Origin of the sequence: Thermomonas sp., assembly GCF_019104945.1 — a bacterium.
GTDB lineage: Bacteria > Pseudomonadota > Gammaproteobacteria > Xanthomonadales > Xanthomonadaceae > Thermomonas.
Genome location: NZ_JAHRWW010000026.1, coordinates 1 through 16,712 on the forward strand (window position 1 = coordinate 1; position 16,712 = coordinate 16,712).

18 protein-coding genes and 1 pseudogene are annotated in these 16,712 nt (G+C 59.3%); 6 read left to right on the forward strand and 13 right to left on the reverse strand.

The features are described from left to right. Positions 1 to 107: 107 nt before the first annotated feature. Genes KUL77_RS07015 through KUL77_RS07045 form a run of 7 tightly spaced genes read right to left on the reverse strand, consistent with a single transcriptional unit; the run spans position 108 to position 5,238 of the window. A complete protein-coding gene (locus tag KUL77_RS07015) occupies positions 108 to 1,073 on the reverse strand; it encodes a DUF979 domain-containing protein (RefSeq protein WP_297144990.1) in 966 nt (321 codons plus the stop codon). Next, positions 1,070 to 1,753 (reverse strand): DUF969 domain-containing protein, encoded by a 684-nt coding sequence (locus tag KUL77_RS07020; protein ID WP_297144993.1) that lies wholly within the window; start codon positions 1,751 to 1,753, stop codon positions 1,070 to 1,072. Before KUL77_RS07020 ends, KUL77_RS07015 begins: the two co-directional genes overlap by 4 nt. Next, positions 1,750 to 2,502: a 5-oxoprolinase subunit PxpA gene (locus KUL77_RS07025; RefSeq protein ID WP_297144996.1), complete on the reverse strand. Its 753-nt coding sequence runs from the start codon at positions 2,500 to 2,502 to the stop codon at positions 1,750 to 1,752. Before KUL77_RS07025 ends, KUL77_RS07020 begins: the two co-directional genes overlap by 4 nt. A 30-nt stretch (positions 2,503 to 2,532) precedes the next feature. Further along, positions 2,533 to 3,495, reverse strand: coding sequence for a biotin-dependent carboxyltransferase family protein (locus KUL77_RS07030; protein WP_297144999.1), 963 nt, complete (start codon positions 3,493 to 3,495; stop codon positions 2,533 to 2,535). Next, positions 3,492 to 4,169 (reverse strand): 5-oxoprolinase subunit PxpB, encoded by a 678-nt coding sequence (gene pxpB / locus KUL77_RS07035; RefSeq protein WP_297145003.1) that lies wholly within the window; start codon positions 4,167 to 4,169, stop codon positions 3,492 to 3,494. The genes KUL77_RS07030 and pxpB overlap by 4 nt, the downstream gene beginning before the upstream one ends. Then, positions 4,166 to 4,576, reverse strand: a complete 411-nt coding sequence (locus tag KUL77_RS07040) for an HIT family protein (protein WP_297145005.1) — start codon at positions 4,574 to 4,576, stop codon at positions 4,166 to 4,168. The genes pxpB and KUL77_RS07040 overlap by 4 nt, the downstream gene beginning before the upstream one ends. Next, positions 4,573 to 5,238: a dienelactone hydrolase family protein gene (locus KUL77_RS07045; protein ID WP_297145006.1), complete on the reverse strand. Its 666-nt coding sequence runs from the start codon at positions 5,236 to 5,238 to the stop codon at positions 4,573 to 4,575. Before KUL77_RS07045 ends, KUL77_RS07040 begins: the two co-directional genes overlap by 4 nt. Positions 5,239 to 5,284: 46 nt before the next feature. On the opposite strand from KUL77_RS07045, the gene rimO reads away from it, so the two are divergent. After that, positions 5,285 to 6,616, forward strand: coding sequence for a 30S ribosomal protein S12 methylthiotransferase RimO (rimO, locus tag KUL77_RS07050; RefSeq protein ID WP_297145007.1), 1,332 nt, complete (start codon positions 5,285 to 5,287; stop codon positions 6,614 to 6,616). A gap of 6 nt (positions 6,617 to 6,622) precedes the next feature. Here the strand turns inward: rimO and greB are convergent, their stop codons facing one another. The 3 genes from greB to KUL77_RS07065 are packed head-to-tail and all read right to left on the reverse strand — an operon-like array spanning position 6,623 to position 9,184. Then, complete coding sequence (greB, locus tag KUL77_RS07055) at positions 6,623 to 7,129, reverse strand: transcription elongation factor GreB (RefSeq protein ID WP_297145009.1); 507 nt, start codon at positions 7,127 to 7,129, stop codon at positions 6,623 to 6,625. Then, positions 7,126 to 7,608 carry a copper resistance protein NlpE gene (locus tag KUL77_RS07060; protein ID WP_297145012.1) on the reverse strand — a complete coding sequence of 161 codons (483 nt, stop codon included), beginning with the start codon at positions 7,606 to 7,608 and terminating at the stop codon, positions 7,126 to 7,128. Before KUL77_RS07060 ends, greB begins: the two co-directional genes overlap by 4 nt. Before the next feature lie 16 nt (positions 7,609 to 7,624). Then, entirely contained in the window at positions 7,625 to 9,184 is a 1,560-nt protein-coding gene (locus KUL77_RS07065) for a helicase HerA-like domain-containing protein (RefSeq protein WP_297145015.1), read from the reverse strand. 128 nt (positions 9,185 to 9,312) lie between these two features. Here KUL77_RS07065 and KUL77_RS07070 point away from each other — a divergent pair, with 128 nt between their 5' ends. Further along, complete coding sequence (locus KUL77_RS07070) at positions 9,313 to 10,860, forward strand: transglycosylase SLT domain-containing protein (RefSeq protein WP_297145018.1); 1,548 nt, start codon at positions 9,313 to 9,315, stop codon at positions 10,858 to 10,860. A 3-nt stretch (positions 10,861 to 10,863) separates the two neighbouring features. Here the strand turns inward: KUL77_RS07070 and wrbA are convergent, their stop codons facing one another. From wrbA to KUL77_RS07085, 3 genes are all read right to left on the reverse strand, one after another. Further along, positions 10,864 to 11,466 (reverse strand): NAD(P)H:quinone oxidoreductase, encoded by a 603-nt coding sequence (gene wrbA / locus KUL77_RS07075; RefSeq protein ID WP_297145021.1) that lies wholly within the window; start codon positions 11,464 to 11,466, stop codon positions 10,864 to 10,866. 74 nt (positions 11,467 to 11,540) lie between these two features. Continuing rightward, positions 11,541 to 12,389, reverse strand: coding sequence for an archaetidylserine decarboxylase (gene asd, locus KUL77_RS07080; protein WP_297145024.1), 849 nt, complete (start codon positions 12,387 to 12,389; stop codon positions 11,541 to 11,543). Then, on the reverse strand, positions 12,386 to 13,027 hold the full coding sequence (locus tag KUL77_RS07085; protein WP_297145027.1) for an SCO family protein: 642 nt from the start codon (positions 13,025 to 13,027) through the stop codon (positions 12,386 to 12,388). Before KUL77_RS07085 ends, asd begins: the two co-directional genes overlap by 4 nt. A gap of 81 nt (positions 13,028 to 13,108) precedes the next feature. On the opposite strand from KUL77_RS07085, the gene prmB reads away from it, so the two are divergent. The 4 genes and pseudogenes from prmB to KUL77_RS07105 form a co-directional block, all read left to right on the forward strand. After that, positions 13,109 to 14,026, forward strand: a complete 918-nt coding sequence (gene prmB, locus KUL77_RS07090) for a 50S ribosomal protein L3 N(5)-glutamine methyltransferase (protein ID WP_297145030.1) — start codon at positions 13,109 to 13,111, stop codon at positions 14,024 to 14,026. Next, positions 14,023 to 15,132 carry a chorismate synthase gene (gene aroC / locus KUL77_RS07095; protein WP_297145032.1) on the forward strand — a complete coding sequence of 370 codons (1,110 nt, stop codon included), beginning with the start codon at positions 14,023 to 14,025 and terminating at the stop codon, positions 15,130 to 15,132. Before prmB ends, aroC begins: the two co-directional genes overlap by 4 nt. Before the next feature lie 113 nt (positions 15,133 to 15,245). Continuing rightward, entirely contained in the window at positions 15,246 to 16,286 is a 1,041-nt protein-coding gene (locus tag KUL77_RS07100) for an aspartate-semialdehyde dehydrogenase (RefSeq protein ID WP_297145035.1), read from the forward strand. Between the two features lie 37 nt (positions 16,287 to 16,323). Then, positions 16,324 to 16,712: pseudogene (locus KUL77_RS07105) on the forward strand (fimbrial protein FimV); the annotation flags it as partial.

The window sequence follows — 16,712 nt, forward strand, 5'->3', positions numbered from 1 at the left end:
TGTAGGCTGCGCACCGCTTCCCAGCTGGGGTTGCTGCGTTCCCCGCCGAAGGGCTCAAAGCCGGTGACTAAAACAGTTAATGGGGTTTGTTTCGGCATTGGGGCACGCTAACGAAAGATAAGAACGTACATCAAAATAAGATTGACCAAGAGCAGCGGCAATGCAGTACCGATTTGCGCGCGGATGACGCCGTTAGGGTCGTCAAGTTCAAGCAAAGCTGCTGGTACAAGGTTGAAGTTGGCCGCCATCGGCGTGAGTAAGGTGCCGCAGTAGCCGGTGAGCATGCCCAGCGCGCCCAAGATCGCTGGGTCTGCGCCGTGTTGATGAATGAGTAGCGGCAGGCCGATACCCGCGGTGAGTACGGGGAAAGCCGCAAATGCATTGCCCATGATGACGGTGAACAGCACCATGCCGAGGCCGTACGCAAGCACGCAGGCGAGGCGGTTATCGGTGGGGATCACCGCCGACACCAGTGCGGCCACGGCTTCACCCACACCACTGGCGGCAAACACGCCGCCCAAAGTGGCCAAAACCAAGGGCAGCAGCGCGGCCCAGCCCATGGTGTCGAGTAGGCGGCGGCCTTCGGATGCAGCGGCGATCGTTGGCGCACGGGTCACATGAATAGCGGCCAGTGCCGCAATGACGCTGGCAAGCGATAACCCAATGAGCGTAGCGCTGCCGTTTCCAAATAATGTCCATTGTTCAAATGCCAGCTTGGGGCCGATAAATACCGCGAGCACTGTGAGCAGGGGAATGAGTAGTGCTGGGCCAAACAGCTTGTGGCCCAGCCGCTGCGCGCTGGCGAGGCGCTGTTCGGCGGGCGCTTCCTCTAAATGTACGCGGCGCATACCGGGGGCCAGCAGTGCCAGCGCAATCACGCCAATACCTGCAAGCTGCGAAGGAAGCTGTTGCCCGGCGTTGTGTGTTTCTAAAACATAATCGCCACCTGCAATCAGCAAGGCGAGCACGCCCCAAAAGCCCGCTTGCGCCCAGTGCTGCGCGCGTAGATTGCGCCAGCTGGCATAGGCCAAAAAGACCGCGAGTAGCCAGTAAAAAATGGGCAGTGAGATCATGCGTTCGTTCCCTGCGCTTTGGCCTGCAGTTGGCGCTGAAACAGCACAATGCGGATTGCATGAATAATGAAGGCCGCGATGGCGGTGGGGATCGACCATAGCGCGATATGCAAGGGTTCCAACACGATACCGTTTTGCGCGTAGAAGCCTTGAATCAGCAATACAGCGCCGATTGCAACGAACACGTCTTCACCAAAAAATAGGCCGATATTATCGGTGGCGGCGTCCATAGCAAGTAGGCGCTGACGGCTTGTGTGATCTAAGTTGCCAATGGACTTTTCTGCGGCGGCTTCACTCATGGGTGCAAGCAACGGGCGCACGGTTTGCGGATGCCCAGCCACATTGGTGAGGCCAAGCATGCTTAAAATTTGGCGCAGGCCCAGATAGCCAATCAGCAGGCGCGCCAGCGTCATGCCGCGCAGGCGCATGATCCAAGCGTGCACATGCTCGCGCAGCCCCGCACGTTCCAGCAGGCCGATGGCGGGCAAGGTGAGGGTGAACAGCAGCAGCGCACGGTTAGAAACAAAGCTCTCGCCTAACAAGGCAAGCAGCTCGCCGAATGTTTTACCGGCTAATAACCCGCTGATGATGCCCGCACTCACCACCACGGCAACGGGGTTGTAGCGGCGCACAAAACCAATAATGACAATTGCAATACCAAGCAGTGGCCAATAATTCATAGGGGTTGAAAAGGCGCTGTGATGTGGATGTGGTCTGCCGTGATTGCTTCATGCAAGGCACGAGCAAAAAGTGGGGCGTCGGCGCGGTCGCCGTGCAGGCATAAGGTGTCGGCACGAAGTGGCACTTGCGCACCATCGCGTGCAGTGACATGGCCGCTACGCAGAAGTTGGCGCACTTGTGTCAGGGAAGTTTCAATGGATTCGATGACGGCGCCTGGGGTGCCGCGTGGTGCAAGCTGGCCATTGCGGTCGTACGCGCGTTCAGCAAAGACTTCGTGGGCCACACGCAACCCGGCCGCTTCGCCCGCTGCTGTTAGGCAGGAGTTGGCGAGGCCGTACAGGATCAATGAAGCGTCAATGGATTGAATGGCGCGCACGATGGCATCAGCAATCGTGCGCTGGTGGGCGGCAAGGTTGTAGAGCGCGCCGTGGGGTTTAACGTGGCGTAGCGGAGCGCCAAGCGCAGTGCAGTGTTCGGCCAGTGCGGTAATCTGCTGGCGCACACTGGTTTCAATCGCAGCGGGTGGAAGCGTGAGCGCGCGCCGCCCGAAATACTCGCGGTCTTCAAAGGATGGGTGCGCGCCGATCGCAACGCCGTGGTCAAGGCAGCGCGCGATTGCTTCGCGCATGCTGGTGGCATCTCCTGTATGCCCCCCGCAGGCGATGCTGGCTGAGCTGATCCACGGCAAGATTGCGGCGTCGTTGCCGCAGCCTTCACCAAGATCGCAGTTGAAGTCGAGCGTAGTCATTGCGCCTCGGTGAGTATCGATGCGTAGAGCCTAACAGGTCATGGCCTCGCGGCGCGCGTGGATGGCAAGCTGTAGCCGCGCGAGCATGTGTTGCTGGGCTTGCCATGCCTGCCGTGCCTGCTGCGGGGTGACGGCGGCAAAGTGAAAGGTGTCGCCCGGGCGCAGTTGTGCCAGCCGCTGGCGGTCGGCGCGAATGACGTGGCCAATGCAGGGGTAGCCGCCGTGGGTTTGCGCATCGGCTAGCAGCACGATGGGCTGGCCGTCGGGCGGTAGCTGTACAGTGCCGGGGGCAACCGGCGCGGAAATGCGCTCGTCATTGTTTACCAGCTGCAGTGCTGGCCCTTGTAGGCGCAGGCCTTGGCGGTTGCTCTGTGCGGAAATGTTCCAGCGTGTGGCGAGCAGTGTGCCGGGTGAAGCAAGCGCGTCAACACTGGGTAACAGGTGGATGGGCGCGCTGTGGGCGGCGTCTAGAGCATCATCAATCCACCACGGCGCGATGCATGGCGCGGTGAGATCAAGCAGGGACGATGGCCGTAGCGGTATGTGATCGCCTGCGCGCAGCGCGCGCCCAGCCAAGCCGCCGAAGCCGCCGCGAAGGTCGGTGCTGCGGCTGTGCATGCATTCCGGCACGTCGATACCGCCCGCAACGGCAAGATAAGTGCGCGCGCCCGTGCGGCACGCCCCCAGCGTGAGTGTGCTGCCTGCGGGCAGCTGCACCGGGCGTGCGCAGGGAATGATCTGGCCATCGCAGTGGGCGTCGATCTGCGCGCCGCACAGTGCAATGGTGCAGGGGTGCTGGAATGTCAGGCGCGGCCCGGTGAGGGTGATTTCTAGCGTGGCGGCATTGGCGGGGTTGCCCACCAGCATGTTCGCCAACGTATGGGCGTATGCATCCAGTGCGCCCGACGTACCGACGCCTAAGTGCCGCCAGCCGAAGCGGCCAAGGTCTTGAACCGTGGTGAGCAGGCCGGGGGAGAGAACGTCGATACTCATGTGCCGTTAATTGCAATGAAACGCACACGATCACCGGGAGCGAGCAGGGATGGTGCCGCGCGCTGCGGATCAAACAGCGCAAGCGCGGTGCGGCCAATTAGGTTCCAGCCGCCTGGGCTGGCTTGTGGGTATAGTCCCGTTTGCGCGCCGCCAATCGCTATGCTGCCTGCAGGCACTAAGGTTCTGGGCGTGCTGCGGCGCGGTGTTGTCAGCCGTGGGTCTAATCCCAATAGGTAGGGAAAGCCGGGGGAAAACCCCAGCATGGCGACGCGGTATTCGGCGGAGCAGTGCAAATGAATCACTTCTTCACTAGAAAGCCGCGCACGCTCGGCCACGAAAGCAAGATCGGGGCCCGCTTCGCCACCATAGTGCACAGGGATTTCAACGCATCGACTTGTGTTGCGCGCAGTGCCAAGTGGTGCGGCTTGCAGCAGATGGTGCAACCAAGTTTCCGCGGTCTGCAGCGGGTCTTGGCTATGTGCAAATGCCTGTTCGTTAAGAAATAGCGCAAGGCTGGAATAGCCGGGTACGCTATCGCGCAACCACGCTGGGCGCTGGGCTTGGATTTGGGTATTGAGCGCATGCACTTGCGTGTTCAGCGCGGCATCGATAGACGTGCCAAGCTGCAGCAGCAGCCCGTCTTCACCCAGCCGTTGCAGCTGCCAGTGCCTCAAGCCTGCAGCGCACCTTGCAGCAGGCCAACGCGCTCAACCAGTTGCTCGGGCGAATAGGCTTTGGCGTGTGCGGCCCCCCACACCGGGCGCGGCCACGCGATATCGTGGGTGTAACGCGCAATGACGTGCACATGCAGCTGCGGTACTTGGTTGCCCAGTGCGGCCACATTGAGTTTGTCAGGGGTGAAGACGGTTTTCAGCGCGCGCGCGGCCGTGTCAATTTCAGCAGTGAGTTGCTGCCGCTGCGCGGGGCTTAAATCGATGATTTCTGTTGCCCCGGGGATCTTAGGGACCAAGATCAGCCACGGATGGTTGGCGTCATCCATTAGGCGCACTTCACACAGTGCCAAGTCAAGGACGGGGACGGTGTCGTCGGCTAATTTCGGGTCCAGCTGCCAGCTGCTCATGACAAATGCTCCGCGAAGAAGTCCAGTGTACGCTTCCACGCCAAATTTGCAGCCTCCGGTTGATAGGGTGGGTCGGGGTCGCGGTTAAATGCATGGTCGGCCCCCGGATACACGAAGACTTGCGCCTGCGGCTGTTTTTGCCGGTGCAGTTCAACGGTTTCCGGCGGAATGGGGGCATCGAGTTCGCCGAAGTGAAACATCAGCGGCGCTTGCGCCGGTTCATCTAAAAATGGTGGGTTGCGGGTGGCGTAATAGCTCACCGCGGGCAGGCCCAGCCGGGTATTGGCCAGTAGCGCCAGCGTGCCGCCCCAGCTAAAACCCACGACCCCAACCTTATGCCCTGTTTTTGCCAGCACACGCGCGGCTTCTTCAATGGTATCCACACCGCAATCAAGGCCGATACGGTTGACCACTTCACGGCCACGGTTGGCGCCGACCAAGTTGGTGGGCAGCACTAGGCCGGGTTCAAGTAGGTCGAAAAACGCCGGGGCCATTGCGATAAAACCCGCACCCGACAGGCGTTGGCAGACGTTCTGGTAATGCGGCAGCAGGCCGAAAATTTCGTGCGCTACCACCACCGCGCCGCGCGGCGTGCCCTCGGGGTGCGTGACCCATGCCTGTACCGCGCCACAAGGGGCGTAAAGCGTCTGCCAGCTACCCATGGGGTTCTCCTTTATAATTTCAAACCTTTTCGCAAGTGTAACCGGCATGTCCCTGCAGCAACCTAAAGTCGGATTTGTCAGCCTCGGCTGCCCGAAGGCCCTCGTCGATTCTGAGCGCATCCTCACCCAACTCAAGGTGGAAGGCTACGATCTCGTGCAGACCTATGACGACGCCGATGTGGTGGTGGTCAACACCTGCGGTTTCATTGATAGCGCGGTGGCCGAATCGCTGGACACCATCGGCGAGGCGCTGGCGGAAAACGGCAAGGTCATCGTGACCGGCTGCTTGGGCAAGCGTGCGGAGTTGATTCGTGAGGCGCACCCCGGCGTACTTTCGATCAGCGGCCCGCAGGACTACACCAGCGTGATGGAAGCGGTGCATCAAGCGGTGCCGCCGAAGCACGACCCCTTCGTGGACCTGCTGCCAGATTACGGCCTGAAGCTCACCCCGCACCATTTTGCGTATTTGAAAATTTCCGAAGGCTGCAACCATCGCTGCAGCTTCTGCATCATCCCGTCACTACGCGGCGATTTGGTCTCGCGTCCGGTGGATGAGGTATTGATTGAAGCCGAAAAATTGGTGCGCGGCGGGGTGAAGGAATTGCTGGTGGTCTCGCAGGACACCAGTGCCTACGGTGTGGACGTGAAATACGCGCCGAAGTTGTGGCGCAATAATTTTTACGAAACCCGCATGAAGGCGCTGTGCGAGGGGCTGTCTGAACTCGGCGTGTGGACGCGCCTGCACTACGTGTATCCGTACCCGCATGTGGACGATGTGATCCCGCTGATGGCGGAAGGCAAGATTCTTCCGTATTTGGACATTCCGTTCCAGCACGCGGTGCCGCGTATTCTCAAGCTGATGAAGCGCCCAGGTGCGGTGGAAAAAACGCTGGAACGCATCCACAACTGGCGCAGCATTTGCCCCGATCTCACCATTCGCAGCACCTTCATTGTGGGGTTTCCGGGTGAGACCGAAGCAGAATTTGAAACACTGCTGGATTTCTTAGACGAAGCCCAGTTAGACCGTGTGGGTGCGTTCGCTTATTCGCCGGTTACGGGTGCGAAGGCCAATGATCTGCCCGATCCCGTTCCGGAAGAGGTCAAGCAGGAACGTTTGGCGCGCTTTATGGCGCGGCAGGCGGAGATTTCTGCGGCCAAGCTCGAAGCCAAGGTGGGCAGTGTGCAGACCTGCATCGTGGATGCGATTGACGGCGAGCTGGCCATTGCGCGCTCGAAGGCCGATGCGCCAGAAATTGACGGTTTGGTGCAGATTCAAGATGGTCGCGAAGCGGGCCTGCGGCCGGGAGAGTTCGTACAGGTGCGCATCATGGGGAGCGATGAGCACGACCTTTACGGTGAAGTGGAATACAACGATTAACCTCGGCTATGGCGGCGGGTAGCTAACGTCGATAATGACGAATGTCGCTTTGCCGCCGGGCAGTTCGGCTTCAAACTCGTCGTCGATATGTTTCTTCAGCATGACGCGTGCGAGTGGTGCATCAATGCTGATCCAGCCGAGCTTGGCGTCGGTTTCATCAGGCCCAACGATGCGGTAACGCAGCAGTTCGCCTGTGTCAGCGTTTTCAAGTTCCACCTGCGCGCCAAAGAACACCGCTTGTGGGTCAGACGGAGCGGTGTCCACCACTTTGAGCGCCTCAAGCCGCTTGCTGAGGTAGCGCACGCGGCGGTCAATTTCTCCGAGCTGTTTTTTGCGGTAGGTGTACTCTGCATTTTCCGAGCGATCGCCCTCTGCGGCCGCTGCAGAAAGTGCTTTGACCACTTCAGGGCGACGCACGCGCCAGAGATCGTCTAACTCGGCTTTCAGCCGCGCATGGCCCTGCGGTGTAATCAGGGCCGTACTTTTTTCAGCAGGGGGGCGCCAGCGGCTCATGCCGGTTTACGGTGCAGGCTGTAATTGAGTGGGGTGTCAATGGGCTTGCCTTCGCTGTCGAGCATTTTGATCTCATCTTTCGAGAGAATCTGATAGGCCGATGACGTGGTGTCTTTGCCTTCCTGCTGCAGGCGAACGCTGCGGTCGGATTGCTCTACCTGCCAAACGCCGTGTTCGTCGAACGATGAATTGCGATCTTGATACACAGAATGCAGTAAGTAACTACCGTCGGCTTTGAGTGTGAGCGTGGTGTCGATGCCTGGGCAATCGGCACAAGGCAATGTGCCGTTAAACACACCTGCAAAATTGCCTACGCCGAAGGTTTCCTGTGCAGGTGTCGCTGTTGCTGCGGACGCAGCGGGTGCTAATGCTGGTTCAGTTGTAGCAAGGGCTTCTTGTTCGGCCTTGGGTGTTGGTGCGCAGGCAGTGAGTAGCAGCGCGGTACACGTGACCAGAAGCAAAGAGAACGATAAACGCATGAAAGACTCCTATAGATTAGCGGCGGCCAAAAATACCACCAAGAATGCCACGAACAATTTGGTTGCCGATTTGACCGCCAAATTTTTTCCCGGTCTTGCCCATCACCGATTCGCCAATCGAGCCGCCCACGCTGCGGCCAATCGAGCCGCCGATATTACGTGTGGTTTGCTTGGCCACAGACTCCACTACGCCTTGGCGACGCTTGGTTCCGAACAAGAATTCGTTGAACTTTTGCCCAAAGCCGCCTTCTTCTTCCTGCTTGGCTTCTGGTTCATCTGCGGCGGCCTGCTGAACGCGTGCCGCTAATGTTTCAGCCGCCGATTCACGGTTGATGGCGGTGTCGTATTTGATGCCAACAGGGCTGCTAGCACGCACTTGGGTGCGCTCGATTTCGGTGATTGCGCCCATACGGCAGCGTGGCGGTGCAATGAGCGTTTTTTCCACGGGCATCGGCACGCCTTTGTCCAGCAGCATGGATGTAAGTGCTTCGCCAACACCTAGCTGGCCAATGGCGTCAGCAACATCCAAGTTGGGGTTGCTAACAAAGGTTTCGGCGGCTGTTTTAACGGCTTTCTGGTCGCGTGGTGTAAACGCACGCAGTGCGTGCTGCACGCGGTTGCCTAGTTGCCCCAAGATATTGGCGGGAATGTCATCGGGGAATTGCGAACAAAAATACACACCCACGCCCTTGGAGCGAATCAGCCGCACCACTTGTTCGATGCGTTGCTGCAGTGCCGCAGGTGCGTCGTTGAATAGTAGATGGGCTTCGTCGAACACGAACACCAGCTTGGGTTTCTCTAGGTCGCCCACTTCAGGCAGTGTTTCAAATAGTTCAGAGAGCAGCCAAAGCAGAAAGCTGGAATAGAGCTTGGGTTTTAGAATGAGTTGGTCGGCGGCAAGAATATTGATCACGCCGCGACCGTCGTAATTCACCCGCATTAAATCCGCGAGTTCTAGCGCAGGTTCGCCGAAGAACAGTTCCGCACCTTCTTGCTCAAGACGCAGCAACGAACGCTGGATCGCGCCGATCGACTGTGTGCTCACCAGACCATACGAGGTACTGATGTCTTTGCGCTCTTCGGCAACCAGATTCAGCATGGCGCGGAAGTCGTCTAGGTCGAGCAGCAACAAGCCGCGGTCATCGGCCAGTTTGAACAAAATATCGAGCACGCCACTTTGCGTATCGTTGAGCTCTAAAATGCGCGCCAATAGGGTGGGGCCCATCTCGCTCACCGTTGTGCGCACCGGGTGCCCGGATTTACCCCAAAGATCCCAAAACACCACCGTGGCGGCTTCGTTTTTATAGTCAGTAATGCCGAGCTGTTCGACGCGCTGTTGCAGCTTTTCATTGCTGCTGCCCGCAACCGCAAGACCCGCCACGTCGCCTTTCACATCGGCCATAAAGACAGGCACACCAAGCCGTGAGAAGCCTTCCGCCAAGGTCATGAGGGTGACGGTTTTGCCGGTACCGGTGGCGCCTGCAATCAAGCCGTGGCGATTACCGTACTTTGGCAGTAGATAGACGCTGCCGCTGCTGTCCGTGGTGGTGGCCTTGCCAACAAGAATGGGATCCATGCGCTGTTCCATAGGCGGGTATTAGGAAGGATTCTATGCGAAGCCTGAGCCGGGCATGACTACTATCGCTTGCCGTTGCCCCTAGTGGGGGGATACCCTGCCGTCCCCATTGTTATACGCACATCACGATGTCTGCTCGCTCTTTGTCCCTGCTGGCCGCCCTGTCGCTTACATTGATCGCCGCTTCTGCATCGCCACTGGCTGTTGCAAAGGCAAAGAAAGAACGCGGCTCTGATAGCAAGCGTGATCAAGCTGCCGTTGCGCTGCTGCAGCAGCAGATGGCAACAGCAGAGGCGCGCTATCGTGATGCGATGCTGGCCGAAGATGAAGAGGCCGCGGCAAAAGCAACCACGTCTGCGCTGGCCGATATGAAGCTGGTTGTGGATGCCTGTGCCAAGCAGCAAGGCTGCTCGGTTGAAACGATGTTGGCCACATATGAGCGTTTGCTGCAGGCAACGCCGCAGTTTGAAGATATGCCTTCCGATGAGGGCGAAGATCCACTCGATGAGCGCGACTTTGCCGCAGCCGATGTGCCCGATTCGGCCAATGCGTCGGCGCTGCTCAGTGAAGAAGGGCAGCGTTTTGTGAAACAGGTGCAGTTCAACCCTGCGGTGCAAGCGGGCATTCGCCGCTGGCTCACCGATATGCGGCCATCGCTGATGGATAGCTACGAAAACTATCGCTATATGCAGCATTTGATGTCGCCATCGTTCAAGCGATATGGTCTGCCCGAAGCGCTGCTGTTTGGCATTATGGCCAAAGAATCCAACGGCAAGGTGCACGTAGGCTCGCGCGCGGGCGCGGTGGGGCCGCTGCAGTTTATGCCGGCCACCGGGCGTCGTTTTGGCTTGGGGAATGATGGCAGCGGTTTTGATACGCGCTACGACCCGCGCGCCTCCGCCGATGCCGCTGCGCAGTATTTGGCCGAACGCATGGCGCAGCTCAATAACAGTATCGAGCTTTCTCTGGCAGGGTATAACGGCGGCGAAGGGCGCGCGCTGCGTGTGTTTCGTGAGTTTAACGGACGCAGCTTTTGGGACATCAATGTCTATAACCAATTTCCTGCCGAGACCAAAGACTATGTACCCATGGTGATCGCTGCGGCGTGGCTGTTTTTGCACCCAAAGGATTACGGCATTCGTTGGCCGAAAGTCAGTGCGCGCCCGGCCAGCGTCACGCTATCGCAACCAGCGTCAATTTATGAGCTCACGATTTGCTTGGGCAACTGGGGCTCGCGTGATGGCTATATGCGCGCACTGCGTAACCTCAACCCGCGCTGGTCGGCCAGCGATACCTTGCCCGCAGGGACAGCGTTAAACGTGACTAGCCGTATTGCGTGGCTGTACCGGTTTAACTGTACGCGCGGCAAGCGTTTGGAGCTGGCCAAGCAGTTGATGGTCAGTGACACCCGCGAGGCGCTGGTGCGGGTGGGGGACCCCACACCCGCTGCCAGCACTGCACCTGCTGATGTTGCGCCCGCAGCGGCAGTGGTCAAGGCACCTGCCAAGCCCGTTAAAACAAAAACGTACAAGGTGAAGAAGGGCGATACGCTCGGCGCGATCGTTCGGAAATTTGACTGCGAGCTAGGCGATCTTGCTAAAGCCAATAAACTTAAAAAGCCCGGCTATGCGCTGAAGCCGGGCCAAGAGCTAAAGTTGGAAGGCTGTAAGGGCTAAGCGCTATTCCTGCGCAATGCGGCCTGCAAAATCCACTAAGCGCTGACTCTGGAAGCGAATGGCTGCTTTGATCTCCTCACTGAGCGGCTCACCTTTGGCGGTGACACTGGTGCCATAGGGGTTGCCGCCTGCATTGAAGATCACCGGGTCTGCATAACCTGGGGGAACAATAATTGAGCCCCAATGGGTGAAGGTGGCGAACCAGCTAAGCAGCGTGGTTTCTTGCCCGCCGTGCATGTTTTGCGCGCTGGTCATCGCACTTACCGCTTTGTTGGCCAGCTTGCCTGCCGCCCAAACGCCGCCCAGTGTGTCGATGAAGGCACGCATTTGGCTGGCAACGATGCCGAAGCGGGTCGGGGCGCTAAAGAGATAGGCATTGGCCCATTCCATATCGGCGGGGGTGGCTGTTTCTACATGCGCTGTGCGTTCTGCATGTGCGGCCCAGCCTTGGGTTCCGGCAACGACGGATTCTGGTGCGGTTTCGCGTACCTTACGCAGGCGCACTTCGGCGCCAGCAGCATGTGCGGCCTCGGCGGCGATTTCCGCCATCGCGTGGTTGGTGCCGTAGGTGCTGTAATAGATGACGGCCAAACGAACTTGACTCATTGCCAAACTCCCTGTGGATGACGTGTGTGTCAGCAACAGGGATTCTTCGGCAACGGTCGTTAAAGTGGCGAGAATTAAGGCGTTTTGCGCAGCGCCAACGCTTGGCCTAGCTGTACTGGGGTTTCTGCGCCAAGTGCTGGGTTCAATGTGGCAACGTCCTTTGGCAGCAGCACAATCACCGTGCTGCCGTAGTTAAACCGCGCCATCTCGGCAAAGCGCTCCAAGGTGATGCCTTGGCCACGGTAGTCTTTGCGGGTAATGGCATTGCCATAGGCGGGAATTTCTACTCCGCCCCAAACGGTTTCTACGCCAGAGACCAAGAGGGCGCCCACCATCACCTGCACCATGGGGCCAAAGTCGGTATCGAAATGACAGACAAGGCGTTCGTTGCGCGCAAATAGGCGCGGCACGTTGGCTACAGCATCGGTACCAACCGAAAATAGACGGCCGGGGACGTGCACGGTTTCGCGCAGCGTGCCGGTCCATGGCATGTGCACGCGGTGGTAGTCGCGCGGCGATAGGTACACCGTGGCAAAGCTGCCATCGGCAAACGGCGTGGCGTCGGCTTCGCTCCCTAATAGCTCGGTGGCGGAAAAACTCTGCCCTTTGGCCTGAAAAATGCGGCCATCCACAATGCGGCCGCATTGGCTGATGTGGCCGTCGGCGGGCATCAAGAGCGCGCGCGGGTCGGCATCGGGCGTGCGTGCACCGGGCTTGAGTGCGCGGGTGAAGAAGGCGTTGAAGCTAGGGTAAGCGGTTGGATTGGGCTCAGCGGCTTCCGCCAAATTGACGTTGAACTTTTGCGTTACGGTGTCGATGAGCCATTGCTTTAACGCAGGGCGCTGTGAATAGGCCAGCTTACGCGCCAATGACGATAGAAAACGATGGGGGAGAACGTAGGTGAGGCGGGTAATTAGGCTCATTGCAGGGTCTTGGTCAACGTGAGAAGGTCGGCGGTGATGCCTTTGATATCCAGCGGCGGCTGCACGACACCAGCCATGCGCGCCTGAGGATCAAGCAGCACCAGCGCAGCGCTATGGTCAATGCTGTAGTCCGCTGGGTCATCGCTTTCGCCGGGGGCTTTCATAAATACCAGCGAGAGCGAACGCGTAAAGGCTTCCAGCGCGGGTAGGGGGGCGGTGGCGGCGAGCGTGTCGGGGTGAAACGCGTGGGCGTATTGCGCCAAAAGTTCTGGGGAGTCGCGTTCGGGGTCGGCGGACACAAACAGCACGCGTGGGCGGTGCGCGGCGGGTAGCCCTGCCCACTGTTTTTGCGCGGAAGCCAGCTGCGCCAGCGTGGTAGGGCAAACGTCTGGGCAATGGGTGAAACCAAGAAAAACCACTGTCCAGTGGCCTTTCAGGTCATCAGGTGTCAGCGTTTGGCCACCTGTCTGCTGTAGCGAAAAGGCGGGAATGACGCGCGGTGTTGCAAAGAGCGTCACCGCTTTCGTCGCGGGGAGTGCAGAGTGACTGGCCGGGGTCAACATGCGCTGCGCCGCCCATAGCCCAAGACCGGCAGCCAGAACGGCAGCAAGCACGATGAAGGCGGTTTGTTTGGTCATGACCATCCGAAATAAGGGCAGGCCGTCATGATACCTGTGTCAGACCGTTATACTGAGCAGTCTTGCCCAAGCGCCGCTTTTATGTCCCAAGAACTCCATACCATCATCGACCTCATCCGCTATGGCGCGAGCCGTTTCAATGCAGCGGGGCTGAGCTTCGGCCATAGTTTCGATAACGCGCTGGACGAAGCCACCCAGCTCACCCTGCATGCCTTGCACCTGCCGCACGATCTGTCGCCGGTGTACGGCAATGCGCGGGTAACGGAGGCCGAAAAGGAAGACGTGCTGGGGCTGTTCCTGCGCCGCATCGAGGAGCGCATTCCCGCGTGCTATCTCACTGGCGAAGCGTGGTTTGCTGGGCTGAGCTTTAAGAGTGATCGCCGCGCGCTGGTGCCACGCTCACCCATTGCCGAGCTGATTGAATCGGGTTTTCAACCGTGGCTGGGCGACCGCGAAGTGCGCCGCGCGCTGGATCTGTGCACAGGTTCAGGATGCATCGCCATTGCGATGGCGCATTACAACCCGGACTGGCACGTTGATGGCGTGGATATCAGCGACGATGCTCTGGCGCTGGCGCAAGAAAATGAAAAGCGCCTAATGGTGGAAAACGTGCGTTTTGTGAAGTCGGATCTGTTCTCTGGGCTCCCGGGGCAGCGCTACGACCTTATCGTCACCAATCCGCCTTATGTCACCAATGATGAAACCGACGCGCTGCCGCGTGAGTACGCGCACGAGCCCGAGCTTGGGCTGCGCGCCGGTGACGATGGCCTCGACCTTGCGCTGAAGATCCTGCGCGATGCGCCGCTGCACCTATCGGAAGATGGGCTGCTGATCTGCGAAGTAGGTGAGTCCGAACGTGCGCTCACCAAGCTACTGCCGGAACTGCCGCTGGCGTGGGTGGAGTTCAAGGTGGGGCAGATGGGCATCTTCGTGGCCGAGTGCGCCGATTTGATCGAGCATAATGCCCGTATCACCCAACTGGCGGATGCGCGGCCTTGAACACCTTCGGCCACCTGCTGCGCGTGACCACTTTCGGCGAGTCGCATGGCCCGGCGATTGGCTGCGTGCTGGACGGTTGCCCCCCCGGTATTGCAATTGCGCCGGAAGATTTCGCGCATGATTTGGCGCGGCGCGCCACCGGCAAAACCCGGCATACATCGGCGCGTAAAGAAGCTGATGAGGTCGAGATTCTCTCTGGCGTGTATGAAGGTGTGACCACCGGCACGCCCATCGCGCTGTTAATTCGCAATACCGACCAGCGCAGCCGCGACTACAACGCCATTGCCGCGCAGTTTCGCCCCGGTCATGCCGATTACACGTATTGGCAGAAGTACGGCATCCGCGATCCGCGTGGCGGTGGGCGCTCGTCGGCGCGCGAAACCACGATGCGCGTTGCGGCGGCCGTCATCGCCAAAAAATGGCTGGCACAGCGCGGCGTGAGCGTGCGCGGCTGGATGTCGCAAATTGGCGAGGTCGTGCCAAACGGGTTTGATGCCGCAGTCATCGAAACCAACCCCTTCTTCTGGCCGCATGCCGCGCAGGTGGCTGAGCTAGAAGGTTATATGGACGCCTTGCGCAAGTCCGGCGACTCCGTTGGCGCAAAAGTAACCGTTGTGGCCGATGGTGTGCCACCGGGTTGGGGCGAGCCGATCTACGGCAAGCTCGACGGCGAGCTGGCGGCAGCGATGATGTCGATCAACGCGGTTAAAGGTGTTGAAATTGGTGATGGTTTTGCCAGCGTGGCGCAACAAGGCAGTGCGCACCGCGATGTCATGACGCCGGATGGTTTTTTGTCTAACCATGCAGGCGGCATCTTGGGCGGTATTTCTACTGGGCAGCAAGTCAGCGTGTCGGTGGCGTTTAAGCCAACCTCCAGCCTGCGTCTGCCGGTGGAAGGGCTAAACACGTCAGGCGACGTGGTGGATATCATCACCACCGGCCGCCACGACCCCTGCGTAGGCATTCGCGCTACCCCCATTTGCGAGGCTATGCTGGCCCTTGTGTTGATGGATCAAGCCCTGCGCCACCGCGCCCAGTGCGGTGACGTGAGCGATATTGCGCCGCGCATTCCTGCTTCGAAATCGATTACCGACGCGAAACGATAGCGGCGCGCCGCCAGCAAAGCCCAACGGGCAGCAGCGCGCCGCAGCACACATCGCAGAGAACATCTTTTCGCAGCCCATTAAGCGCTGCATCCAAATTTCGAGGTGATAGAACAATGAGTAATCAGTACAAGGTCGCTGTTGTAGGGGCAACTGGCGCGGTGGGTGAGGTGATGCTGTCGATTTTGGCCGAACGCAAGTTCCCGGCCAGCGCGGTGGTTGCCGTTGCCAGCGAACGTTCGGCGGGCAGCACGGTGGAATTTGGTGACGACGAGCTGGTGGTGCAAGACCTCGCCACATTCGACCCTTCCACAGTAGATATCGCGCTGTTTTCGGCAGGCGGCGGCACCAGTAAAGAATACGCGCCGAAGTTTGCGGCGGCCGGGGCCGTGGTTATCGACAACTCATCGGCATTCCGCTACGACGACGACGTTCCGCTGGTGGTTAGCGAAGTGAACCCACACGCGGCGCGCAACCGTCCGCGCGGTATTATCGCCAACCCCAACTGTTCCACCATGCAGCTGATGCCGGTGCTGGCACCGATCCATCGCGAATACGGCGTAGAGCGCGTGAACGTGGCAACCTACCAGTCGGTGTCCGGTGGTGGCCGCACAGCAATGGAAGAGCTAGGTAAGCAAACCGCCGAATTACTTAGCTTTCAAGATATCGAGCCGAAGAAGTTTCCGGTGCAAATTGCGTTCAATCTCATCCCGCATATCGACGACTTCCAAGATAACGGCTACACCAAGGAAGAGATGAAGCTGGTTTGGGAAACACGCAAAATTTTGGAAGACGACAGCATTCAAGTGAACCCCACGGCCGTGCGCGTGCCGGTGTTCTTTGGGCATTCGGAAGCGGTGAATGTTGAAACCAAGAAGAAAATCACCCCGCAGCAAGCGCGCGAATTGCTGCGCCAAGCACCGGGTGTGGAAGTGGTGGATGAGCAAAAAGCCGGTGGCTATCCCACGCCTGTGACCCATGCCTCCGGTAAAGATGCCGTGTTTGTGGGCCGCATTCGTGAAGACTTTTCGCACCCGCGCGGCTTGAATCTATGGGTTGTGGCAGACAATATCCGTAAAGGGGCGGCACTCAATGCCGTGCAGATCGCGGAACTTTTGGTGGCTGAGGGCTTGCCGCCGAAGGCTGCTCGCGGCTAGAGTCTTGCGCGAAGAAGGGGATGGAAGAGCACACGTGATGGGATCTTTGCGAACAGCGGTCGCCGCCGCCTTGTTGTTGGCGGCTGGAAATAGCTGGGCTTTAGGGCTTGGCCAGATCCAAGTCAAAAGTAAGCTCAATCAGCCGCTGTTGGCTGAAATTCCGATCATCTCAACCACCCCCGGTGAGCTGGCTGCGCTTAAGGCGCGACTGGCCTCGCCGGATACCTTTCGCCGCGTTGGTTTAGCGCCTCCCAGTGGCGCAGCGGCCGACCTACAGTTCAGCCTAGGGAGTAATGCCAAAGGCCAGCCGATTATTCGGGTGACCACGCTGAAGCCGGTTGAGCAAAGCATGGTCGACTTCTTGATTGAAGTGGACTGGGGCAACGGACGCCTCGTGCGCGAATACACGGCCTTGGTGGGCACGCC